Raw genomic sequence first — 22,560 nt, 5'->3', positions numbered from 1 at the left:
GCCTGACTGCCGGAGTCGTGCGGTTTCGTCGGAACTTGGCCAGCGCCGGAACCAGTAACGGGATCCATTGTGCTCGACCCACGTGGCGTCCGATTTTTCTGTGTCATCGGAACCTCCCTGACGAGTCAATTTTTTAGCTCGCTGCAGGTTCCAGCCAGCAGAGTCCGTTAGCAATCGCGGCTATGCCGACGCCGCCGGTTGAAGATCTATTGGCCGCGGGATGGCAAATTGGCGCGGATCGCGATGCGCGCAACGCGGAGGTGGATCTACTGCACATGATGGAAGTCCAGCGGCGCCGCCCAGCCAGCGATGGCCGGCATTACATAGGGGGCCATCGGTGCTGACGACGGTGACCGCGGATGGCGTGACGCAGCGCGCGGTGCATCGTTGGCGGGAGGATCGGGCGGGGAAGCCGGTGAGGCCGCAAGGAGAGGTGCGGAGGAGGGCGTCGTGAGTTGGATGACGCGAGCCCGTTTGCTAGCGCCGCGGCTGCACGGACCCTGTCGTTTTGGACAGGTACGGACCTCCCGGGCTGAGCGCATGATCGCGGCTAAAGGACGAGAGCCGCGGTTATGCGACGTTACTACTTCCCGATCTTCCACAATGGCGAGACACAGGCGGACGAGGTGGGAGAGCTATTTGCCTCTGCTGAACTAGCGATCCAATACGGCGCGCGTGTCGCGCGATATATCGCCAACGATCCCGAATATGACTGTGCTGCGGGCACGGTCGTAATCGGGGTTGACGCCTCGGGAGCAGAGATCGCGCGGCACGGGGCGGGTAATGCCGCCACGCCCCAATAAGAATAAGCATCGCGCGGTTGCCGCTCCCGAGGATTGGGACGAGGTGTTTGAGACCGGACATGACGGCTTTTCCGATCTGCGATGGGCGGGAATTGCGTTGAATAACGACGGTCGCCCCGATCGCGAAGAAGCGCGCGCCGCGTGGGAGCGGTTTGGGCGCGCGTTTCTTGAGGAGTATGCCTTCCGGAATCCGAACGGCCCAGGCCGCTACGGGCCACCGTGGGCTTTGAGCAAGTTAGGACAACCGCGCTGATGCCGCTTCGGACGCGGAAGAATAGACGCCGCAGGAGCAGCGTGCACGTGACACCGGAGGCAATTGCGTTATTCCAGCGCGGCCTGCAGGAGCGAGATCCCCACAAATTTCGCGACCTGAAGATTGCCCTGGCCGCAGCGCTTAGCCGGAGCAAATTTGCGGCTTGCTCACTAGACCGCCAGCCGCGGTCATTGATCTGCTGTGACCGCGAGCCAGTTGGGGTCGTGCTGGAGATTAGGGCGCGGCTGCAGAGAGAGATCGGGGACCATCTATGCTCCATCACCGGCTGAGGCACTGCCCGTGGGCGTCGGTGGCTGAGAGACCGATAGGGCTCCCGCCTGCACAGCATGGAGCGCATCATGGACCAGCCGTTCCCGGATTTTCTGCATAGGTCGCATCCGTGGGTATTTTAGGAGCGAGCCCAAGCGCCTTTTTCTGATAGCAACCAATCACCGGGCGACGAGTTGCCAGTTTTTCCCAACCGTCAGGGCATCCATGAGTATCCGGGATCAGCGTACGCTCGCCCGTCTGGGCAGACAGAGCGTCTCACGTCCGGAACGAGCGGAGACCGATGCCCAGCAGGCCGCAAGGCAAGGGGATGTTGTGAACCAGGTTGAGGCGACCGAAGAACTTTCCGACGTACCGGATTCGGAAAGTTCGCTGTTCGCGTTGTGCGTGCTCGGCCTGGCGGGCATCGCAACGCTGGGCTGGATCTGCGCGCTCGCCTGGATAGCGTGGCGCCTCGCCGCATGGGTGCTGTCCTGAGGTGGGTTCGCGGCTCTGAAGAAATTGGCCAAAATGCATAGCTTGCCCTTGAAACCGGTTGCTATGATCACTCATGGGTCGTGAATGGTTGTTTCGTATCGCGGTAGTTGTGCTTGGCCTTGTGCCGGTAGCACTGATCGCCTTCGTTCTCTTCGAAAGAGCGTTTCATTGATTTAGCTCAATTGGACCCGCGCTGCCGAGCGCTCCCTCCGTATTGTCAGGGAGGCGCAGCAAATGACCCGCCGTCAGCTCTGGCTTTATCAATCGCTGGTATGGGCATCAACCGCGCTTGCCCTCGCGGTAATCGCATCCATGATGTGGTAAGGCCGCCTCATTGCCGGCGCTGGCCTGTTTCCGAGGCCAGTGGCCTGATTTGAAATTCACGGTGGTTTGATTTGAAAAGTTAACTTTGGAACTGAAGGCGCCCTGTCTGCATATTAAGCTCGCGAGAACTCAAATCCTGCGGTTAGGACCCGTAAAGACGAGGTTGTGTCATGAAACAGCGCCGTCGTTTCACGCAGACCGTGTCACTGGAAGAACGACTTGCCGAAGAAGCAAAACGCCTCCGCGAACAAGCCAAAACCCTCCCCCACTGTCCTCAACGAGAGGATCTCCTCCGCAGGGCTCGGCAAGCTGAGACCGGCTCACACATGAGCGAGTGGCTGAGATCGCCCGGGTTGCGGCCGCCAGAATAGCTGACGACGATGGACCGATACGCGCTCTATTATCGTCTGTTCCTTGGCGATGATGGTAGCCGGCTACCCTACCTGCTGGCCCAATAAGTCGCGAAGGGAGCAATTTTGCTCATCATGCTGCTTCCAGCCGTGCTACTTTTTCCCGATGCGTAACGAATTGGTCTATCGTGGCGTTGTGATCGTGCTGGGGATGCTGCCGGTAGCGGCTACCGTCATTGGCCTGTTTTTCCTGTAAGGCCGTCAGCTGGATCCCGAGGTTGGTCATTCAATAGGAACGATCGTCCGACAGAAAGATTGAGCAATCGGTCTGTGGCTCGTTCCTAGGTTCGCGCCATCCACCCGGAACCGCTCATCGTCTAACGCGCGTTGGGCGATGGGTCGGTTCTCGTAGGGCCGCCTCGGTTGGCAATGCTTCCGCGCCAGTTCGCCTCAGCTGGTCGCGGGTTTCTTTTTGGCTAACCCGTCTTGGCATGGAACGCCGAAGCTGTCGCAAGTGAGCGCGAAAGCATCTTTCGCCTTCGAGTCTTCAAAGCAGAAGACCATGCCGACGTCGGCCCGATCGATCCACCAGTCGACCTTATTCTCCTTCGCAATTCGGGAAGCTTCTCCGCGCAGTAGATCGAGCTGTTTTCCGGCCGCACGGACGATCAGGCAATTTTCCTTGGGCATAATCGCGAATCCTCAAATGATGAAAGTGCACGGCAGCTTGCGCCGCGGATCAAGCTGGTGAGCCTATCACGTCGTACTCGAATGCCACTCCCTCAGGATCGTTCTCCTCGAACCACGTTTCCGCGGCATCGACCGTCGCGAAGACCTTAATCTGATCGACGTCGCCGACCTGTTTGGCGGTGTTAACGTACACAAAGACGATCATTGATCCCTCTTCAGCTTGCGCCGGGCCAGCCTTTCTTTTGTCGGAATTCCGGCACTAGTTTTCGTTTTCAAATATGGAGAAGTTAAGTGGCTTTGGGGACGGTAAAATGGTTCAACCCGACGAAGGGGTACGGTTTCATTCAACCAGATTCGGGCGGCAAGGACGTATTTGTCCACATCTCGGCAGTCGAGAAAGCTGGTTTCACCTCGCTCGCAGAGGGAGCCAAGGTTAGCTTCGACGTCGTATCCAATCGCGGAAAAGAGTCGGCGGAAAATCTGCGGGTGGGGTGAGCATTTGAAACCGCGACCCAACCGCCCGCCGAGTCACGCTGGCGCCTGTCGCTCTGTCCGCATGTAAGGGCTGCGCTCTCTAGGCCCCAACGATTGACGGGCCTTGATTTGGTCCTCTCAACGCGATTTGGGACTCGCCTCCGGTTCGACGGCCGGTTGGTCGATTTCAGGTGCGGCGGGTTCTCGCACGCTATCGTTGGAAGCTTGTCGGTTTCTTTGGAATGCCCATCCGATCAATCCCGCCAGCACGAGGACAGCTCCGGCGAGCATAAACCAGTGTGGATATTCGATCCTGGAAAGCATCGCTGATCCCGCTAATGCTCAGTGTTCACCCTCGTACCGCAGCGGCTGGGTAGGCAACCGATCTTGAGCGCGATGGTTTCGACGACTGCTTGTTTTTTGGTCGGAAAGTGCGTCGCCACCAACGACAGAACACCAGCGATGCAGAGGGCCGTCAGAGCGGCGCCCGCAACGCTTACCGCACCTCGCAACAGCAACTGCCCCAACGCCCGCAACATGGCATCCGCATAACCGGGAAATGCTTAACGAATGCCGCGCGCGATCAACGGCGCTCAGAAAAGCGCGTCGCATCGCGCGGCATCCCGTCAGATCAAGGTTCCGCGCAAGCGAGCGCTGTCGGATGACTAGTAGGTGCCCGCCTATTGCGTGCTGAGCGACACGCCAAGAACAAATGCCTTAGCCGCCGTCGCGCCCGGCGTTCGCTTCAACTTCTTTGCGATCTTCGTGACACCAGTCTTTTGCCTCGCAAGTAACTTCAGCGTCTTCAGGTCGTCTTTCGTCCACTCGCGACGAACAGTCTTCTTTTTCTTGGCCAACTCGCCGCTCCTTCATTGATAGGAGCGCGGTCTAACACATGGCGCGCGGTACGCAAATCACTGGTGGACGGCGCTGTTTGACGAACCCTGTCGTTTTTGACAGGTGCGGGCCGTCCCGAGATGTGGGCATGATCGCGGCTAAAGGACGAGGGCCTCGGCTATGCGACGTTACTACTTCCCGATTTTCCACAACGGAGAGACACAGGCGGACGATGTGGGGGAGCTATTTGGCTCTGCTGAACTAGCGGCCCAATACGGCGCCCGTGTTGCTCGGGATATCGCCAGCGATCCCGATTACGATCGGGCTAGTGGCACGGTCGTAGTCGTGGTTGACGGCTCCGGTGCAGAGATCGCAAGGCATGGAGTTGAGGGGCGGGCGGAAGCGGCGGAGGTGAGTGACTAAGTTATCTTGAATCCCTTTACGCCTTTGAATGCCTCTTTGATCTTTCTATTTACGTCGCTCTTAACCAGTTCGACGGCGCGCCTTTTGATGTCACCATAGGGACCAAAGTCGACACCACAATCTTTGCAGGTGGCGTGCGAGTCATCAGTGTGGTTATCGGGCAGGGTGATCTCGGTGCAGCCGCACTTCGGGCACTTGAAGTTCACGTTGATGTTTTCGGTGGTCATTTGGTTCTCGTTTGAGCGCGTTTCGGGATGTTGGCCTATTCCAACATCTCAACCGGCCTTCTGTGTCGTGTAGCCATTGTCGATGATGTAACGGAGAAAACCGCGCGCGCGCGGTGTGATCGCGAATAGCGAACCGTCCTGAGTTCGGGTAATAAGCGTAAAAGATTCCAGAAAATTGAGCCACTGCTCAAAAGTGTAATTCTTGTAGATCTCGGGAAACGCATCCCTTGCTCGCTCATAGAATCGCTTCAGGTCATCCATGGACAGGGGACTTGAATTAAGACGCTCTAAAAGAAGTATCTGGCTGCCAAAAATGAAGTTGTAGGTGCGTTCGAAAAGACCTCCGATCAACAGGCCTGATGATAGTGTGAGCAGCTCACTGTCGTGACTATTCGGGAAGAGCCCTTGGATAATAATTTCGCCTTCTTTTAGCAGGTCGACCGGAATGGCTGCTTCGACCTTCTTTATGGCGTCACTATTCACCTTCGGCGCCGGTACATTGGCCTGAGATGGCAGGGGATCGAGCGTCACAGGGCCAACTTTCGTTACCCTTGGGAGCTGAGCGACGATCGCATCGCGGAAATAGTAAGCGATCCAGCTTGCGGCGAACGGCCATGCTGCCGCCTTCACGAATTCGACCAGTAGCTTAAGGTATTCCATCGCCCGTTTCCCCCCAACCCGCCGCCACCATAAGGCGAGCCAATCGGGGAGGGCAACTAGTCTTTGGAATGGACGGCTCCATCCACTCGCCATCTTCGTTGGCCATGCTCTGTGTATGTCCGATTCGATTGACTGGAACGACGATACACCGCGCCGCCTAGCGGTGATTGCCAAACTGGCTTTCCCGATGGAGGGATGACCGCGAGCAGCCTAAGGCGAGAGGCCGAGCGCGGCCGGCTCGCCGTTGAGCGCATCGCTGGAAAAGACTTCACGTCGTTTCAGGCAATTGCCGAAATGCGGAAGCTGTGTCGCGTTGAGCGGAAACAAACACCCAGCTTTCCCCATGGGGCGTTTTCAGTGAAGCGCTCGGGGGCATCGTGGGCTGTAGCGGACCGGCCGACGCATGGGCGGCGCGCCTGCTAGGGGGGGCTGTACGCGGCCCGTAGCGCGGCCACGGCTGCGCTGCTGACGCGTACCGATGAGAGCCAGATGCGCGCCGTCGCGATTGCCCAGAGCCTGGAATGGGCCATGGAGCGTGAGGACTCGGCGGCACTGCTTAGGGTGGTTGAGGACGTGGCATCCCGGCCTGGGGCGTTCGCGCTATAATCGCAAGACAGATTCGGCGGCCAGTCACCTGACAACCATCAAGCCTGCGCCGCCGAGGCCCGCTCCAGCCGCAAAGCTGGGGCGGGCTCTACTTTCCGCCGCAGTAGGCGGCCCAATCATCCATCAGCGCCCGGCGCTTCTTAAGGGCATCCCCCCGGCGGTAAGCGCGCTCAACGGTATCACCTGCAGCATGGCCCAGCGCGGCTTCCGACACGTAGTTCTCGTGCTCGGTCTCCTCGGTTGCCCAATCCTTGAAGGTGCTGCGGAAACCATGCGTGGTCGCGTCACCACCGCCATGGGCACCGATTACCTTTCCGAAGGTCATATCGGATATAGGTCGGTTGGCGCGCACGCCCGGGAATACTAGGTGATTGAGTGACTGTGCCTTCATCGCCTTCACGATCTCAACTACGCGATCGCAGAGCGGGACTCGAAGCTCCCTCCGTTCCTTCGTGCGCGGGGCAGGGATCGTCCACGTAGCGGCATCAAGGTCAAACTCATCAAATACAGCTAGGCGGGTCTCGGCGCTTCTGGTGGCCGTCAAGATAAGAAATTCCAGCGCTCTCGCGGTTATCGTGTCGGTGCCGCGCAGGCGCCCCACGAAGGCGGGCGCGGCCTTGTAGGGTAGGGCTTCGTGATGGCCGCGCGTGGACTCGTCCGGTTTGTGGAGAACGTGCTCCAGGTTGCCCTTCCACGCGGCCGGATTGTCGCCACTACGCAGCCCCTCAACCTTGGCTGCGTCAAGCACACGCTCAATGCGCCAGCGGAGCTTCTCCGCGGTCTCCTGCTTGGTGCCCCAGAGGGGACGCACAGCCGCCAGCACGTCCTGTATGTCGATGTCCGCCAGCGCCTTGCCGCGCATCAGCTTTACGTGGTTGGTGAGGGTGTTCCGCCAACCGGCCTCGGTCTTGGCACCTCGCCACCGGCCGGCCTTCACGGCGGCGTCTATGTATGCGTCGGCGTATTTGCCGAAGGTCATCACACTGGCCGTCACCTTGGCCGCCTCAATCGCCTCAACGGCCCGGTGGGCGATTGGATCAATGCCACGTCGGAGTAGGGCGCGGGCTCCCTCGGCTCTCTGGCGCGCCTCTCCGAGCCCTATAGTGTGCAATGGGCCAATGCCCATCTCCCGGCGCTTGCCAGCGAAGCGATAGTCCAGAATCCAGTATCGGCCGTTGCCTTTGGTGACCAACCAGAGACCACCCCCATCGCGTAGCTTTATGGATTTGCTCGCCGCTATGCCCTTCACCGTTAGCGCATTTAAGGTGTGGCTCCCCATTTCGTATCCCCGCTAGCTTCCCCGCTTTTTCCCCGCTATCGGGGTACGCGCTAGCAGTAACCGCTATGGACGATATGGGCAATGGCCCTCCTACGTAACTGCGTTATAACGGCTTTTTTGCTCGGCCATATTGAATACGTTACCGGTATGGGCAAGAACAAATATCCAGCCCGGGGAGCCAAAATCCAGCAAATTCAAAGCCTTACTTGCGTTGTAATTGCGCAACACCCCCCCCGGGGCCGCCGCGTTGGGCCCAGCGCACGGCTGTGCAGCCGGCCGGTGGAGCGGGAATCGGTCGGACCATAGCTGTCCCCCAGCGCAGCCTGACCAGGCGCCTATAATTCATGCTGAGAGGGTTGAACCCTCAGGCGAGGGACAGTTCGTCCTCCCAGGGTCTGCGACGGACGTTCCCCGAACATCGCATGGTAATACTGCGAGAACCGCCCGAGCTCGTAGAAGCCCTGCTGCATGGCGACAGCGGCCACGGTCGTCGAGCCCGGCACGCTCTCATGCAGAATGGAATGAACGGCACACAGCCGCTTGTGCCTGAGGAAGCTGACCGGGCCCAAGCCGAACACCTCCTGAAACGCGCGATGGAGGGTGCGGCGCGACACCCCGAGAGCGGCGCAGATCTCCGAGACATGCACCGGGCGCGTGCCGGCCTCGTCGAGATACTCCTCGACCCGGCGGATCAGCCGCCTTGCCGAAGGCAGCCAGCCGGTGTCGTCGGGCGGTAGCGACGACATCACGTTGGCCGCCATGCATTCGACGATCGATCGCTTCCAGAAATCGGCGGTCGAGGGCGTCAGGCCGCTCCTGTAGGTGCGCAGATATGACATGATCCGGACCAGACGATGTGCGGCGATCGCGCCGCTATCGGGGGCCGCCCGGAAATGGTCGCGCCTACGCCAGGTGTCGGGATTGCTCAGCCTCGCTTCGCCGCCGAACAGCGATGCGACCTCGTTGATGTCGAAGCGCATGGCGGCGTAAGCGGATGCACCGTGAAAGATCCCGTCATGCTCGAGCAGCGGCGGAATCACGAGCACGTCGTTGAGGCGCATGTCGAAGGACCAGTGGGTGACGCGCTCTTCGGCCGCGAGCAGCATCCCGATGATCAGCTTGTCGTCGCTGGCGACACGCTGCGTGCGCATGCCGACGCTGAAGGTGCCGATGCTGAGCGAGAAATCGCCGATGCCGACATGGGAGAGCGATCCGCGCAATCGCCCGCGCCCGAGCTGCATGACATCGACGTGCGAGCCGTGAACGGCCTGGTGAAGACCTTCGAAGCCGTCGAGCTTACGCGAATCAACCAGAAGGAATTGGCCCATGGCGCCACCCTGTTACTCAAGCGCGACAATTCTGCGGCAGGCGGCGGCTGAACACCACTACAACGCGAAGTGGGTACGACAGTCGGAGTTCGCGCTTTGAGGTAAATTATCGCCGAATTTGACGCGAGCTGCGCGCCACATGACGCTGTGGATTGAGGAATTTGCGACATGTGTCGTTAAGCCTCACCGATCGGCGCGACGTATTGGCACAAACTGCACATCACGGGCATCCAATCTTCGGATACCATTTGCAACCTAGGCGATTTCGGTGACGTCGCCGTGCGAACCGCGGGGCGGGCTAGGCGGTATTGTGTTGCCGCTCGCTCGAGGGGTGCGCAAAAGAGGATGAAAAGAGGGAGAGATGCTGACGCAAGTCTTCGAAACTCATCTCGCACCTGCGGCGCCAAGAAGAAGAGGGGACCAGACAATGCGTCCAGAATGCCGGGCAATGTGCCCTCGTCGACGCCTGCAGAAGTCCGCGCCGTAGTATCGGGTGGAATACTCGTATCGGAGTTTCCACAATGCTGCGGGCGGATCCGGATCACTGCGAATGGTTGCCAGACGACGTGAAGACCGGCGAGATGGTCTTCATTCCCGGCGGGACCTTCCGTATGGGATCCGAACATCATTATCCCGAGGAGGCGCCGAGCCACCGCGTCTCTGTCGACGGTTTCTGGATCGACCGCACCTCCGTCACCAACCGGCAGTTCAAGCAATTCGTCAACGCGACCGGCCACGTCACCGAGGCGCAGATCGTTCCCGACCCCAAGGACTATCCCGGCGCGCTGAAGGAGATGCTCTACGCCGGCTCGCTGGTGTTCTCGCCGCTGCCGCGCATCACCGATCTCACCGACTGGAGCCAATGGTGGTCCTTCATGCGCGGCGCCAACTGGCGTCATCCTTACGGCCCCGGCAGCAACATCAAGGGCCTCGACGACCATCCGGTCGTGCATGTCTCCTATAGCGATGCAGCCGCCTATGCCCGCTGGGCCGGCAAGGAACTGCCGACGGAAGCGGAATGGGAGTTCGCCGCGCGCGGCGGCCTCGACGGCGAGGAGTTCGCCTGGGGCGATGCGCTGATGCCCGGCGGCAAGCACATGGCCAACATCTGGCAGGGCAATTTCCCCGTCCAGAATCTCGGCGAGGATGGGTTCAAGCGTACCTCGCCGGTCATGGCTTTCCCGCCGAACGGCTACGGCCTCCACGACATGATCGGCAATGTCTGGGAGTGGACCTCGGACTGGTGGTCGTCAAAGCATGCCGCCGACGCCGCAAAGCCCTGCTGCATCCCGAACAATCCGCGTGGCGGCCGCGAGGACGCGAGCTACGACCCGCGCCTGCCGGACATCAGGATCCCGCGCAAGGTTCTAAAGGGCGGCTCGCACCTCTGCGCGCCGAATTACTGCCGCCGCTATCGTCCCGCCGCCCGCCACGCCGAGCCGGTCGATACGTCGACGAGCCACGTCGGGTTCAGGTGTGTGGTTCGAGCAGTCGATCCGAATTCAGTGAGATCACCGACCACAAAGTAGGAGCATCGGAATGAGCCGTGGAATTAGGAGCAAGACCGGGACGGACGCAAATGATGCCATCAATCGTCGCAATCTCCTTCTCGGGACGTCTTCCCTAGTTGCCGCCGCGGCCCTAACATCGGAGGCATTAGCGCAAGCCCAGAAGGCAGCACCAGGCGGCTCGCCGGCAGCGACATCATCCGGTCGCAAGCCGAACATCCTCTTCATCATGGGCGACGACATCGGCTGGTTCAATGTCAGCGCCTACAACATGGGAGTGATGGGCTACCGTACCCCCAACATCGATCGCATCGGCAAGGAGGGGGCGGTATTTACCGACTGGTACGGACAGCAGAGCTGTACCGCAGGCCGCGCCGCCTTCATCACCGGCCAATCGCCTATCCGCACCGGCCTGACGAAAGTTGGTCTTCCCGGCGCCGAGCTCGGCCTGGGACCGCTCGACCCTAGTGTCGCCGATGTGCTCAAGACCTACGGCTACGCCACCGGCCAGTTCGGCAAGAACCATCTTGGTGACCGCGACGAACATCTTCCGACGGCGCATGGCTTCGATGAGTTCTTTGGCAACCTCTATCATCTCAATGCCGAGGAGGAGCCCGAGAATCCCGACTATCCCAAGGACCCGGAGTTCCGGAAGAAATTCGGGCCGCGCGGCGTCATCAAATCAACTGCCGACGGCAAGATCGAGAATACCGGCCCATTGAATGCCAAGCGTATGGAGACCATCGACGAGGAATTTCTTGGCGCGGCCAAAGATTTCATCAACCGACAGCATCGGGCCGACAAGCCCTGGTTCTGCTATTTCAACTCGACGCGCATGCACATTTTCACACATTTGAAGAAGGCGTCGGAAGGAAAGACAGGTCTCGGGACCTACCCTGACGGAATGGTCGAGCACGACGGCATGGTCGGAGAACTGCTCAAGCTTGTGGATGACCTCGGTGTCACCAACAACACCATTGTCGTCTACACCACCGACAATGGCGCCGAGGCATTCACCTGGCCGGACGGTGGCTCAACGCCGTTCAAGGGTGAGAAGGCCACGAACTGGGAAGGCGGCTTCCGCGTCCCGTGCTTGATGCGCTGGCCGGGCGTCATCCAACCGGGCACGATCATCAATGATATCTGTGCCCACGAAGACTTCATCCCGACCTTCGCCGCAGCGAATGGCGATCCGGACCTCGTCGAGAAGGTCAAAAAAGGTTCAATGCTGAACGGCAAGACTTTTAAGGTCTATCTGGACGGTTTCAATCTGATGCCGTTCTTGAAGGGCGACGTAAAAGAATCGCCCCGCAAGGAATTCCTGTACTGGAGTGATGACGGCGACTTGATGGCTCTTCGTCTGCGCGATTGGAAGATCAGCTTCATGGAGCAGCACACGGAAATAGGTCCCAAGACCCCGCTTGGAGTCTGGCAGGGCAATTTCACCAAGCTTCGCGGGCCAAATCTCTACAATTTACGGACAGATCCATTCGAACGTGGGCCCGACAGCATCTATTACGCCGATTGGCAGGCGCACCGCGCATTTATGTTCGTGCCGGCGCAGGCCATTGTCGCGAAGTACATCGAGAGCTTCAAGGAATTTCCACCGCGCGCCAAGGCGGCAAGCTTCACCGTCAGCGACGTCATGGACAAGCTGACGACAACGCCTCCGGGCAAGAACTGACAAAAGCGGCCTACCGGCCGGCTGCGTTCCGGCCGGACGCTTCTCGATGAGACTGGAAGGACATGTCGGATTCCGGAACGGCGCAAACGTCAGGCTTCACAGAGCGAGCGGACACCAAACGCTCGGCCTCCCGCGATGCCGTGCTCGAGCTGAAATCGCGGATCGGAAAGTCCGTGCTTGGCCAGGATCATCTGGTCGAGAGCATGCTGATCGGCCTTCTTGCCAACGGTAATCTTCTGATCGAGAGCCTGCCCGGTCTCGCCAAGACGCGGGCAGTCAAGACGCTGGCAAAGCATCTCGCCGCTGATTTGTCGCGCGTGCAATTCACCCCGGATCTCCTGCCGTCGGACGTGACTGGCGCCGAGATCTACGTCCAGACCGACAAGGGTGGACAGTTTGAATTTCAGAAAGGGCCGATCTTCGCCAATCTTGTGCTCGCCGACGAGATCAACCGCGCTCCGGCCAAGGTGCAGTCCGCGCTGCTCGAGGCCATGGAGGAACGCCAGGTCACGGTTGCAGGCAAGACTTACAAAATGCCGGACCTCTTCATGGTGCTCGCGACCGAAAACCCGATCGAGCAGGAAGGCACCTATTCGCTCCCCGAAGCGCAGCTCGACCGCTTCCTGATGCATGTCGTCATCACTTACCCCGACGAGGCATCCGAGGGCGAGATCATCCGGCTCAATCGCGCCGAGAACGCGCAAGCACCGAAGGATCACACCTCGGAGCCGCCGCCGATCCCGCAACAGGCGATCCTGGACGCACGTGGTGAGATCGACGGCATCTTCGTCTCGGACCTCGTTCAGAAGTACATCGTCGACGTGATCTACGCGACGCGGTTTCCCGGGCGCTATGGCGAACCGCTGAGCAAATGGATCCAGGTCGGCGCCAGCCCGCGCGGCAGCCTGGCGCTCGATCGTTCCGCGCGGACTCGCGCCTGGCTCGATGAATACGATTTCGTGACGCCCGACCACGTGCGCGCGGTGATCCACGACTGCCTGCGCCACCGGATCATCCTCAGCTACGAGGCAGTGTCGCAGGGCGTTACGCCCGATCAGGTGATCGACAAGATTACCGAGCTAGTTGCAGCAGCCTGAGGCCGTCATGACCGAGACATCAGCCAATATGCCAGGTGTCTATGTCGGTCTTCACGAATTGATCGCGCTCGAACATCGCGGACGCAAGGTCTCCTTCCTTCCGCGCCAACCCGTGCATAGCCTTTTGTCCGGCCGCTTTGCGTCCCGCATGCGGGGCCGGGGCCTGAACTTCGAGGAGATCAGGGATTATCGTCCCGGCGACGACGTCCGCTCGATCGACTGGAAGGTGACGGCGCGCCTGCGCAAGCCGCATATCCGAGTCTTCAACGAGGAGCGCGACCGGCAGACGATCCTGGTGGTGGATCAGCGCCTGTCGATGTTCTTCGGCAGCCGGCATGCGATGAAATCGGTGACGGCGGCCGAGGCCGCAGCGATCGGGGCGTGGCGGGTGCTAGGCGTCGGCGATCGCGTCGGCGCCGTCGTGTTCAACGATCGAGACTTCATCGAGGTGACGGCGCGCCGCAGCCGGGCGACCGTGCTCCAGATCCTCGCGGCGGTCGTCACGCACAACCAGGCGCTCGGCGTCGGGCGCGGTCTGGTGTCCGCGCCGGCGATGCTCAACACCGCGCTCGATCATGCAAGGCGTCGGGCACCGCACGATGCCGCCGTGATCATCATCAGCGATTTCGACGGCGCGGACGCTGCAACGCGCGATATGGTCGCCGCGCTGGCGCGGCACAATGACGTCATCGCTGCGTTGGTCCATGATCCCCTGCAAAGCGATCTGCCACCGTCGGCCAGCATGACGGTGACCGATGGCGAGTTGCAGATCCGGCTTGATGTCGGCCGTGACAGCGTCCGCAAGAGCGTAGCGCAGGTCACCCGGGACCGCCTGAAAGGCATCTTCGACTGGACGCACGAGCTCGGAATTCCCGTGCTGCCGCTGAGCGCGGCGGAGGACACCGCTGCGCAGCTTCGGCGTCTTCTTGGTGGTCTGCCGGCCGGTCGTGGCCGCGCGGCCCCGCATAACCAGACGGAGGCGGCTCTTGGCTGAGGCTACATCCGTGACTGCCGACCCGGTGGCCGGCCTGATCGACTTCCCGCTGCCGCGCGAGGTCAGCCTCTGGCCACAGACCTGGGAGGCGAGGCTTGCGATCGCCCTGCTGCTCGCGGCCATCTGCGCTACCGTGTGGCGCGTGGCGCATCTGCGCCGTGTCAACCGCTATCGCCGCGAAGCGCTCGCGGAGCTTGATAGCATCGAGCATGCGCGAAATTCGGTGCCGTCGGAGCTGTTGTCGAAGCTGACCTTGCTGGTGCGGCGCACGGCGCTCGCGGCCTTTCCGCGCGAGCGAGTGGCGCCACTGGTCGGGCCGGCATGGCTGGCCTTCCTCGATCGCAGCTGTGGAGGCGAGGAGTTTTCTCACGGCGTGGGCCAGCTGCTCGCGAGTGGTCCTTATCGGCAGATTCCGCCTGATGGCGCCGAGCTGCAATCGCTGGTCCGTCTCGTGCGCCGCTGGATCAGGGGGCATCATGCTTGAATTCGCCTGGCCATGGTTGCTTCTGCTGTTGCCGCTGCCAGTCCTGGCGTGGTGGCTGCTGCCGCCATACCGGGCGCGGCAGGCCTCGATCCAGGTGCCCTTCTTCGACAGGCTGGCGGCGGCGACCGGGCAGACACCGCAGCGCGGCGCGGTCGTCCTTGAACGCCGCACCGTCCAGATGGTCGCGGCAGTGGCCATCTGGACGCTGCTGGTTGTGGCGCTGGCCCGGCCGCAATGGGTCGGCGAGGCGGTGACGCGCGAGGTCTCCGCGCGCGACCTGATCCTGGCGATCGACATTTCGGGATCGATGGACCAGCGCGATTTCAAAGCGCCGGACGGTACGTCGCTCACCCGTCTCGACGGCGTCAAGCACGTGGTCAGAGACTTCATCGCCCGCCGCAAGGGCGACCGCGTCGCCCTGATCCTGTTCGGCACCATGGCCTATGTGCAGGTGCCATTCACGCAAGACCTCCAGACGGCGCAGCAACTGCTCGATCAGGCGGGGGTCGGCATGGCCGGCCAGCAGACGGCGATCGGCGACACGATCGGTCTTGCCATCAAGACGTTTGCAGCCAGCAGGGCGAAGCAGAAGCTCCTGATCCTCCTGACGGACGGCAACGATACGGCGAGCCGGGTGCCGCCCGAGCACGCCGCCGACATCGCTCGCCAGAACGATGTCACGGTCTACACCATCGGCGTTGGCGATCCCGCAGCCTCGGGCGAGAACCGCGTCGACCTCGCCGTCTTGCAGCATGTCGCGGACGCCACCGGAGGGCACTTTTTTCGCGCCGAGGATGGCGCGCAGTTGCAGGCGATCTATGTCGATATCGATCGCCTCGCGCCGGCCAAGCTTCAGACCTTGTCATGGCGGCCGAAGCTGCCGCTGTTTCAATGGCCGTTCGGCCTGGCCATCGCGATCGGTCTGCTCTTGTGGCTCTGGCTCCTGCTCGGCAGCGAGTGGCGCCGGATGAGGAGCGTCAGCCATGCGTGACGCAGCCACCATGTCCTTCCATCTCTTACGCCCGCTCTGGCTGCTCGCGCTGATCCCGCTTGCTGTCGTGTTTGCGGTGCTGCTTCGCCGGCAAGATGTGCGCGCGCAATGGGGTGGCGTGATCGCGCCGCATCTGCTGACGCATCTCATCGTGCGGCCGGGACAAGGACGCCAAATCAACCCGCTCTATCTCGTCGCCGCCGGCATGATGCTCGGCATCATCGGCCTGTCCGGTCCGACCTGGCGCCGCGAGCTTCCGCCCTTTGTCGAAGACAAGGCACCGTTGATGATTGCGCTCGCAGTCGGATCATCGATGAATGAGACCGATGTGGCGCCCTCGCGCCTCGAACGCGCCAAGCAGAAGATCAGGGATCTGCTGGCGGCCCGCGCGGGCGCCAGGACCGGGCTCGTGGCCTTTGCCGGCACCGCGCATCTGGTGATGCCGCCGACCGACGACCGGTCCGTGATCGAGCCGTTTCTGGCCGCGCTTGAGCCAGGGCTAATGCCGGCGGATGGCAAGAACGTTGCGGGTGCGGTCGCGCTGGCGGCCGACGCGCTGGCGGCCGAACCGGTCCCCGGAACGGTCCTGCTGGTCGCGGACGATCTCGGGACCGCGGATGCGGCCGCCGTGCGGCAGGCAGCCGGACGCAATGGTCTCGTCATATTCGCGGTCAGCCCGGATTCATCGGCGCTGCCCGCTGGCGCGGACGTCATTCGGGTCAGCATCGACGGCTCGGACATCGTGCGACTGGAGCGCCGGATCGAAACGCGCTTTCAGGCCGCCCAGGGCGATGCGTTCGGCACGCAATGGCGGGATGAGGGCTATTGGCTGCTGCCGCCGCTGGCCCTGTTGAGTCTTCTCTGGTTCCGGCGCGGTACGACGGTGGCGTGGGTCCTGGCTCTCTTCATCGTGACGCACGCCAGCGCTTCGAGAGCCGAGGAGACATCGCGCTTTACTAATCTTTGGCTGACGCCGGATCAACAGGGACGGCTTGCATTTGACCGTGGCGACTATGCCGCCGCGAAAACGACGTTTGCCGATCCAATGTGGCGCGGCATCTCGGCTTACCGCGCATACGATTTTCTCGCCGCTGCCGAGGAATTCTCGCGCGTCGACACGCTGGAGGGAAAATTCGCGCTGGGCAACGCGCAGGCGCAGAACCACGCTTATGAGAAAGCGCTCAAGACCTATGACGAGGTGCTCAAGGCGCAACCCGGCAACGCCGCCGCGAAGACGAACCGCGCCATCGTTCAGGCGGCGCTGGATGCGCGTGAAGCCAAGCGCCGCAAGCAGGAGCAGGATGACCCTGCACCTCCGGATGAGAAGGCCGACGAGATGCGCGTCGATCCCAATCAGAAAGGCGGAAAGAAGATCACGGTCACACCGCAGGACGTCACCACTGCCGGCGCCGCCGAGGCCTGGATGCGTCAGGTCCAGACCTCACCTGCGGATTTCCTCAAACTCAAATTCGCGATCCAGGCGGCCGCTCCAGCCCAGGGGAGGGTGTCGCAGTGAGAGTTTGGATCGGCTTCATCGCCTTGCTGCTCGGCGGCGCGCTCCCGTCGCAGGCTGTGTATGCGCAGCAATCAGTGGCGCTCGAGCCGATCGTGCAGGTGACGATCGCCCCGCCGCGAGTCGTGGTTGGGCAGAAAACCACGTTGAGTGTCCTGGTCCTGGCGCCGAACTACATGACGTCGCCGCCCGAACTGCCGGATTTTCAGGTGCGCAACGCGGTGACACGACAATTGCAGAGCGTCAACACCAGCGAGCAGCGCGATGGCGTGCCCTATGCCGGTGTGCGGTTTGAATACGCGATCTCGCCGCAGGAGCCGGGGTCCTACGCCGTCGCCAACCAGATCGTCAGGATCAAATATGCGGCCGAGCCGCCAGCCACCCGTGAGGTGGCTGTCGCGCTGCCACGCGTGTCATTCGAAGCATTCATTCCGGATGCGGCGAGCGCGCTTCGCCCGTTCGTATCGGCCAACAGCCTGACCGCCGAGCAGGACGTCAAGCGTTCGTCTGACCCGCTCAAGGCCGGTGACGCCGTGACACGAACCATCACGATCCGGGCGGAAGGCACGCCGGCGATGCTGCTGCCGCCTCAGCAATTCCCGTCTGTCGATGGCTTGAAGCTTTATCCGGCGCAGCCGAAGCTCGAGGACAAGGTCGACGGGCGCTCCGACGTCATGACGTCGACCCGCGTCGATTCCGCAACGTATATGGTGGAGCGGGCAAGTGACTATTCGCTGCCGTCCATCGATATTGGTTGGTGGAATGTCGGCAGCGGCAAGGTCGATCAGGTTCATCTCGAGGCCGTGCCGCTCAAGGGAACCGTGACTTCGGCGGTGGCGGGTCCAGCTTCTTCGAACCAATCAGCTCGGCGGTGGACGTGGGATAGCGTCGTCGACTTTATCTTCGACCACTGGCTGACGGCCCTGCTCTTGGTGGCCGTCACCGCCGGGTTCGCTTGGTTTGCTCCTCGTGTGACCCGCCGCGTTGCGGGCAATCTTCATCGTCGGCACCAGGCCTATCTTCAGTCGGAGGCGTTTGCCTTCAGCCGGTTGCGCCGCGCGATCCGCCATCGCGACTCAAAAGCGTCTTATTTTGCACTGCTTGAATGGCTGCCGCATCTCAACGCGACGCAACCTCCAATTTCGGCCGGAGCTTTCAAGGCCGCCGCACGCGATCCGGAGCTGGATCTCCAGCTTGATGCGATCGAGAGCGAGTTGTTCGGAAATCGGGGCAATCCGGCTCATTGGTCTCCACGCCGGCTGCTCCACCAATTGGTCGCCGCCCGCCGCAAGCTGCGCCCGCGCGCCGGAAGCCGGGCCACGACAAGTCTGCCCCCGCATTTGAACCCGGTCGGGACCCCGAAGGTCACCGCGTATGGAAAACCCGCGAGATAAGCAAAGCACAGGAGGCCACTCAGACGGAACGGACGATCTAGATTCGCCCTCATCCACGCCAACCAACATCGAATAAGTCAGGGAGCGTCGAATGACCAACGAGACGAAGAAGCAGAATAATGCCGTTGTTGATTCCACCTGTAGCGACCATTCGGCGATTCATCGCCGCGCCGTGTTGCTTGGCACATCGTCGATCGTCGCAACAGCGGCGCTGACATCGCAGGCACTGGCGCAGGCTCAGAAGGCGGCTCCTTCGGCGGCGCCGGCTGCGGCGCCCGCCGCGGGCCGCAAGCCCAACATTCTCGTCATCTTCGGTGACGACATCGGCATCCCGCAGATCAGCGCCTACACCATGGGCATGATGGGATATCGCACGCCCAACATCGACCGCATCGCGAATGAAGGGGCGATCTTCACCGACGCCTACGGCCAGCAGAGCTGCACAGCCGGTCGTGCCTCCTTCATCCTGGGGCAGGAACCGTTCCGGACCGGCCTTCTCACGATCGGTATGCCGGGCGACCCCCACGGCATCCAGGATTGGATGCCGACGATTGCCGACGCCATGAAGACCCAGGGCTATGCCACCGGGCAGTTTGGCAAGAACCATCTGGGCGACCGCGACGAGCATTTGCCGACGAAGCATGGCTTCGATGAGTTTTTCGGCAATCTCTACCACCTCAACGCGGAGGAGGAGCCGGAAGGGTACTTCTATCCCAAGGATCCGAACTTCCGGAAGCAGTATGGTCCGCGTGGCGTCATCAAATCATCGGCGGACGGAAAGATCGAAGATACTGGACCGCTGAATACCGCGCGCATGCCGACGGTCGACGAGGAGTTCCTGGGCGCAGCCAAGGACTTCATCGGCCGTCAGGCCAAGGCCGACAAGCCGTTTTTCGTCTGGTTCAACTCGACGCGCATGCACGTGTTCACGCATCTGAAGAAGGAGTCGCTCGGCAAGACCGGCAAGGGCATCCACGCCGACGGCATGGTGGAGCACGACGGGATGGTCGGGGAGTTGCTCAAGCAACTCGATGACCTCGGCATCGCCGAGAACACGATCGTTCTCTATACGACCGACAACGGCGCCGAAATCGCGCTTTGGCCGGACGGAGCCATGACCCCCTTCCATGGCGAGAAGGGCACCACATGGGAAGGCGGCATGCGCATTCCCATGATGGTGCGCTGGCCCGGCGTGGTGAAGCCCGGCACCCAGTACAACGACATTATCTCGCTGATCGACTGGTTCCCGACCCTCTGTGCAGCGGCGGGGATCCCCGACGTCAAGGAGAAGATGAAGACGGGATTTGCAGGTGCAGGCGGGAAGAACTTCAAGGTTCATCTCGACGGCTACAACTTCATGCCGTTCCTCAAAGGCGAGGCCAAGCAAGGACCACGCGAGGCGATCTATTACTTCGATCAGGGCGGCAACCTCAATGCCATCCGGTGGAACGACTGGAAGCTGAGCTTTGCCTCGTCGAAGGGAAACATCGCAACAGGCACGCGTGAGGTTACGGCCTGGTCGCTGATCACCAATCTGCGCATGGATCCATATGAGCGTGGCTTGGAGGAGGGCGGCGAGGCGATGAAATTCCTCGCCCAGAACATGTGGCTCATCGTGCCGGTGCAGGGCAAGATCAAGGAGTTCTTCTCCGATTTCGATCAGTTCCCCTATCAGGAAGGCAGTTCGCTGAACGCGGGCAGCATCAACTACGGAATGCTCCGGCAGCAAGCGGCGCTGAAGCGGCTCAACGAGCTTGAAACCCTGAAGCCGCAATAGCAACGGGCAGAAAGGACAAGTGTGCTGATGGTTAGGGTTTACGCTGTGCTGCCTGCATGTCTCGCAGCCATCTCCGTTGCGGTGGCGCAGCCGGCGGATCCCTTGCCATCGTGGAACGATGGCGCGGCGAAAAAGGCGATTTCCGATTTCGTCGCGCGCGTCACGACGCAAGGCGGAACGGACTTTGTGCCGCCCGCCGAGCGCATTGCCGTGTTCGATTTCATCAACGAAGCAAGAACAATGTGAGAAACCAAGATGCTTGAACATATGCGCGTTTTTCGGTTGACGACCTGCTTGCTGGCGCTGGCCACCGGCGCTTCTCTTCCGATCGGGGCTGCGGCGGCGGCGCCGCTTCAGCCTGCCGCCATTCACTGGGACGCCGCCACATCGTCTGATCTCATCGAAGTGCGCGCGGCCGTTCGTCGCGGCGGAGCTGCCATGGGTCCGCGCGGTGGGGCCGTGGTTCACCGCGGCGGCGCCGTGGTCGGGCCTCGCGGCGCGGCCTATCGCGGCGGCACCGTGGTGCGCGGACCGCGCGGCAACGTTGCAGTTCGCCGAACCACGGCCGTGGCGGGACGCGGCGGCTGGGCGCGGCCCGGCTGGTACGGTTGGCCGAGGGGCGGTGCCATTGCGGCGGGCGCCGCGATCGGTTTCGTGACAGCGGCCACGGCTGCTGCCTGGGCAGGTGCTGCGCCTGCGCCCGGCATGTGCTGGTACTACACCGATCCGTCCCGGACCCAGGGCTTTTGGGATTACTGCCAGTGATGGTGGGGCGCCGATCGATGTGATGCTCGCCTGCGAAGGCCAACCGGGGTCGGACGCTTACCGGCCCGGTTCCCATCTCCGGACACGATACGCGTCCGATCCCCAATGGTGGGTGGAACGATCAACAAAGTGCTGGATGGAGGTTTAGAAATGCAGCCTGGTCGCGCGCGTCTACGGGCCGAGCAAAGCCGCGATGACCGGAGCAAGGAAGCCGCCGCCACTGGAGCCGATGCAATGATGAACGGGACAACGCGTCGGATTTTTGTCGCCGGCTTCCGGTTTCGAACGCGAGGATCAGCGATGAAATTGAGATATGTCTTTTGGGGATTGCAGGGGATACTTATCTGCACAGGTGCGGCCTTGGCGCAGGTTTCAAACACAATTCCCGTCACGGTCGACAATTTCATCCGTGCGGAATCCGATCTCTATCTCAGCGTCGTCGCGATTAAAGAAGGCGGCTTCGGCAGGTTCGAGCACCATCGTGAACTGTCACCGATTGATGCCCAGACCATCGTCCGGATGAACCGCGACACACTCTACTCGGCGGCTGTGTTCGATCTCGATGCCGGCCCCGTAACGGTTACGCTGCCGGACGCGGGCAAGCGTTTCATGTCTCTTCAGCTTATCAGTCAGGATGAGTATTCACCGCCTGCGCTCTATGGCGCCGGCAAGCACACCATCACCAAGAGGCAGATCGGAACGCGTTATGTGCTTGTCGGCGTACGAACGCTGGTCGATCCCAACGACGCCGCCGACGTGAAGAAGGTTCATGCGCTCCAGGACGCGATCAAAGTCGACCAGCCCGGAGGGCCGGGCACGTTCGAGGTACCGAAATGGGACCCGGTCAGCCAGAAAAAAGTTCGCGACGCGTTGATCGTTCTGGCCACAACGCTCACCGACACCAGCCGCTCCTTCGGCACCAAAGATCAGGTCGATCCGGTCCAGCGTCTCATCTCGGCAGCGGCGACGTGGGGCGGCAATCCGCGGAAAGATGCCATCTATCTCAATTACACGCCGCCGAAGAACGATGGAAACTCGATATACAAGCTCAGCGTCAAGGATGTGCCCATCGACGGCTTCTGGTCGATCAGTCTCTACAACGCTGACGGCTATTATCAGAAGAATCCGTATGAGGCTTATTCGCTCAACAACATCACATCGAAGAAAAATGCGGATGGATCGGTTAGCGTTCAATTCGGCGGCTGCGACGGCACGATTCCCAACTGCCTGCCGATCATGAGCGGCTGGAGCTACACGGTGCGGCTCTATCACCCGCGTCCCGAAATCTTGAACGGCAAGTGGAAATTCCCGGAGCCGCAGCCGGCGAGCTAGAG

Annotated in this window: 24 protein-coding genes and 1 pseudogene; 17 read left to right on the top strand and 8 right to left on the bottom strand. The window is 61.5% G+C overall.

Features of this window, described 5'->3' with window-relative positions; genetic code table 11:
• Nucleotides 1–572 precede the first annotated feature (572 nt).
• From AC0L3X_RS16905 to AC0L3X_RS16895, 3 genes are all read left to right on the top strand, one after another.
• On the top strand, nt 573–803 hold the full coding sequence (locus tag AC0L3X_RS16905) for a DUF6894 family protein (protein ID WP_473316530.1): 231 nt from the start codon (nt 573–575) through the stop codon (nt 801–803).
• Between the two features lie 748 nt (nt 804–1,551).
• Nucleotides 1,552–1,821, top strand: a complete 270-nt coding sequence (locus AC0L3X_RS16900) for a hypothetical protein (RefSeq protein ID WP_063983354.1) — start codon at nt 1,552–1,554, stop codon at nt 1,819–1,821.
• Nucleotides 1,822–2,315: 494 nt separating this feature from the next.
• Nucleotides 2,316–2,516, top strand: a complete 201-nt coding sequence (locus AC0L3X_RS16895) for a hypothetical protein (RefSeq protein ID WP_084795130.1) — start codon at nt 2,316–2,318, stop codon at nt 2,514–2,516.
• Nucleotides 2,517–2,628: 112 nt separating this feature from the next.
• On the opposite strand, the gene AC0L3X_RS16890 is transcribed toward AC0L3X_RS16895, so the two are convergent.
• From AC0L3X_RS16890 to AC0L3X_RS16880, 3 genes are all read right to left on the bottom strand, one after another.
• Nucleotides 2,629–2,781 carry a hypothetical protein gene (locus AC0L3X_RS16890; RefSeq protein WP_161495735.1) on the bottom strand — a complete coding sequence of 51 codons (153 nt, stop codon included), beginning with the start codon at nt 2,779–2,781 and terminating at the stop codon, nt 2,629–2,631.
• A 164-nt stretch (nt 2,782–2,945) separates the two neighbouring features.
• On the bottom strand, nt 2,946–3,185 hold the full coding sequence (locus AC0L3X_RS16885; protein ID WP_063983353.1) for a hypothetical protein: 240 nt from the start codon (nt 3,183–3,185) through the stop codon (nt 2,946–2,948).
• 49 nt (nt 3,186–3,234) lie between these two features.
• A complete protein-coding gene (locus tag AC0L3X_RS16880; RefSeq protein ID WP_187387701.1) occupies nt 3,235–3,390 on the bottom strand; it encodes a hypothetical protein in 156 nt (51 codons plus the stop codon).
• A gap of 86 nt (nt 3,391–3,476) precedes the next feature.
• Here AC0L3X_RS16880 and AC0L3X_RS16875 point away from each other — a divergent pair, with 86 nt between their 5' ends.
• A complete protein-coding gene (locus tag AC0L3X_RS16875; RefSeq protein WP_063983352.1) occupies nt 3,477–3,680 on the top strand; it encodes a cold-shock protein in 204 nt (67 codons plus the stop codon).
• 659 nt (nt 3,681–4,339) lie between these two features.
• Here the strand turns inward: AC0L3X_RS16875 and AC0L3X_RS16870 are convergent.
• A complete protein-coding gene (locus tag AC0L3X_RS16870) occupies nt 4,340–4,516 on the bottom strand; it encodes a hypothetical protein (protein WP_187387677.1) in 177 nt (58 codons plus the stop codon).
• Between the two features lie 160 nt (nt 4,517–4,676).
• Here AC0L3X_RS16870 and AC0L3X_RS16865 point away from each other — a divergent pair, with 160 nt between their 5' ends.
• Nucleotides 4,677–4,919, top strand: a complete 243-nt coding sequence (locus AC0L3X_RS16865; RefSeq protein WP_063983351.1) for a DUF6894 family protein — start codon at nt 4,677–4,679, stop codon at nt 4,917–4,919.
• Here AC0L3X_RS16865 and AC0L3X_RS16860 read toward each other — a convergent pair.
• The 4 genes from AC0L3X_RS16860 to AC0L3X_RS16845 all read right to left on the bottom strand — a co-directional run bounded on the left by AC0L3X_RS16860 (nt 4,916) and on the right by AC0L3X_RS16845 (nt 9,019).
• Nucleotides 4,916–5,146 (bottom strand): ECs_2282 family putative zinc-binding protein, encoded by a 231-nt coding sequence (locus AC0L3X_RS16860; RefSeq protein ID WP_063983350.1) that lies wholly within the window; start codon nt 5,144–5,146, stop codon nt 4,916–4,918. The genes AC0L3X_RS16865 and AC0L3X_RS16860 overlap by 4 nt on opposite strands.
• A gap of 48 nt (nt 5,147–5,194) precedes the next feature.
• Entirely contained in the window at nt 5,195–5,806 is a 612-nt protein-coding gene (locus AC0L3X_RS16855; RefSeq protein ID WP_473316529.1) for a hypothetical protein, read from the bottom strand.
• 694 nt (nt 5,807–6,500) lie between these two features.
• A complete protein-coding gene (locus AC0L3X_RS16850; RefSeq protein ID WP_063983348.1) occupies nt 6,501–7,691 on the bottom strand; it encodes a tyrosine-type recombinase/integrase in 1,191 nt (396 codons plus the stop codon).
• A 335-nt stretch (nt 7,692–8,026) separates the two neighbouring features.
• On the bottom strand, nt 8,027–9,019 hold the full coding sequence (locus AC0L3X_RS16845) for a helix-turn-helix domain-containing protein (protein ID WP_354131517.1): 993 nt from the start codon (nt 9,017–9,019) through the stop codon (nt 8,027–8,029).
• 521 nt (nt 9,020–9,540) lie between these two features.
• On the opposite strand from AC0L3X_RS16845, the gene AC0L3X_RS16840 reads away from it, so the two are divergent.
• The 12 genes and pseudogenes from AC0L3X_RS16840 (at nt 9,541) to AC0L3X_RS16785 (ending at nt 22,558) form a co-directional block, all read left to right on the top strand.
• A complete protein-coding gene (locus AC0L3X_RS16840; RefSeq protein WP_354079869.1) occupies nt 9,541–10,548 on the top strand; it encodes a formylglycine-generating enzyme family protein in 1,008 nt (335 codons plus the stop codon).
• Between the two features lie 10 nt (nt 10,549–10,558).
• A complete protein-coding gene (locus AC0L3X_RS16835) occupies nt 10,559–12,211 on the top strand; it encodes an arylsulfatase (RefSeq protein ID WP_063983345.1) in 1,653 nt (550 codons plus the stop codon).
• A gap of 62 nt (nt 12,212–12,273) precedes the next feature.
• Nucleotides 12,274–13,308 carry an AAA family ATPase gene (locus tag AC0L3X_RS16830; RefSeq protein WP_231141961.1) on the top strand — a complete coding sequence of 345 codons (1,035 nt, stop codon included), beginning with the start codon at nt 12,274–12,276 and terminating at the stop codon, nt 13,306–13,308.
• A gap of 7 nt (nt 13,309–13,315) precedes the next feature.
• Complete coding sequence (locus AC0L3X_RS16825) at nt 13,316–14,302, top strand: DUF58 domain-containing protein (RefSeq protein WP_283016447.1); 987 nt, start codon at nt 13,316–13,318, stop codon at nt 14,300–14,302.
• Nucleotides 14,295–14,786, top strand: coding sequence for a DUF4381 domain-containing protein (locus AC0L3X_RS16820; RefSeq protein ID WP_187387700.1), 492 nt, complete (start codon nt 14,295–14,297; stop codon nt 14,784–14,786). The genes AC0L3X_RS16825 and AC0L3X_RS16820 overlap by 8 nt, the downstream gene beginning before the upstream one ends.
• A complete protein-coding gene (locus tag AC0L3X_RS16815; RefSeq protein WP_354079874.1) occupies nt 14,779–15,777 on the top strand; it encodes a VWA domain-containing protein in 999 nt (332 codons plus the stop codon). The genes AC0L3X_RS16820 and AC0L3X_RS16815 overlap by 8 nt, the downstream gene beginning before the upstream one ends.
• Nucleotides 15,770–17,293 carry a vWA domain-containing protein gene (locus tag AC0L3X_RS16810; RefSeq protein ID WP_283016449.1) on the top strand — a complete coding sequence of 508 codons (1,524 nt, stop codon included), beginning with the start codon at nt 15,770–15,772 and terminating at the stop codon, nt 17,291–17,293. The genes AC0L3X_RS16815 and AC0L3X_RS16810 overlap by 8 nt, the downstream gene beginning before the upstream one ends.
• Nucleotides 17,294–17,316: 23 nt before the next feature.
• Nucleotides 17,317–18,684, top strand: a complete 1,368-nt coding sequence (locus tag AC0L3X_RS16805) for a BatD family protein (protein WP_354079877.1) — start codon at nt 17,317–17,319, stop codon at nt 18,682–18,684.
• A gap of 91 nt (nt 18,685–18,775) precedes the next feature.
• A complete protein-coding gene (locus AC0L3X_RS16800; RefSeq protein WP_354079879.1) occupies nt 18,776–20,461 on the top strand; it encodes an arylsulfatase in 1,686 nt (561 codons plus the stop codon).
• A gap of 27 nt (nt 20,462–20,488) precedes the next feature.
• Nucleotides 20,489–20,680: pseudogene (locus AC0L3X_RS16795) on the top strand (haloacid dehalogenase-like hydrolase); the annotation flags it as partial.
• 36 nt (nt 20,681–20,716) lie between these two features.
• Nucleotides 20,717–21,226 (top strand): hypothetical protein, encoded by a 510-nt coding sequence (locus AC0L3X_RS16790; protein WP_231141962.1) that lies wholly within the window; start codon nt 20,717–20,719, stop codon nt 21,224–21,226.
• 300 nt (nt 21,227–21,526) lie between these two features.
• On the top strand, nt 21,527–22,558 hold the full coding sequence (locus AC0L3X_RS16785; protein WP_283018869.1) for a DUF1254 domain-containing protein: 1,032 nt from the start codon (nt 21,527–21,529) through the stop codon (nt 22,556–22,558).
• The last annotated feature ends 2 nt before the right edge of the window (nt 22,559–22,560 follow it).

Source organism: Bradyrhizobium sp. MI1.7 (assembly GCF_055811795.1).
The sequence above is the reverse complement of the archived record's forward strand: the minus strand, read 5'-3'. Positions and strand labels throughout refer to the sequence as shown.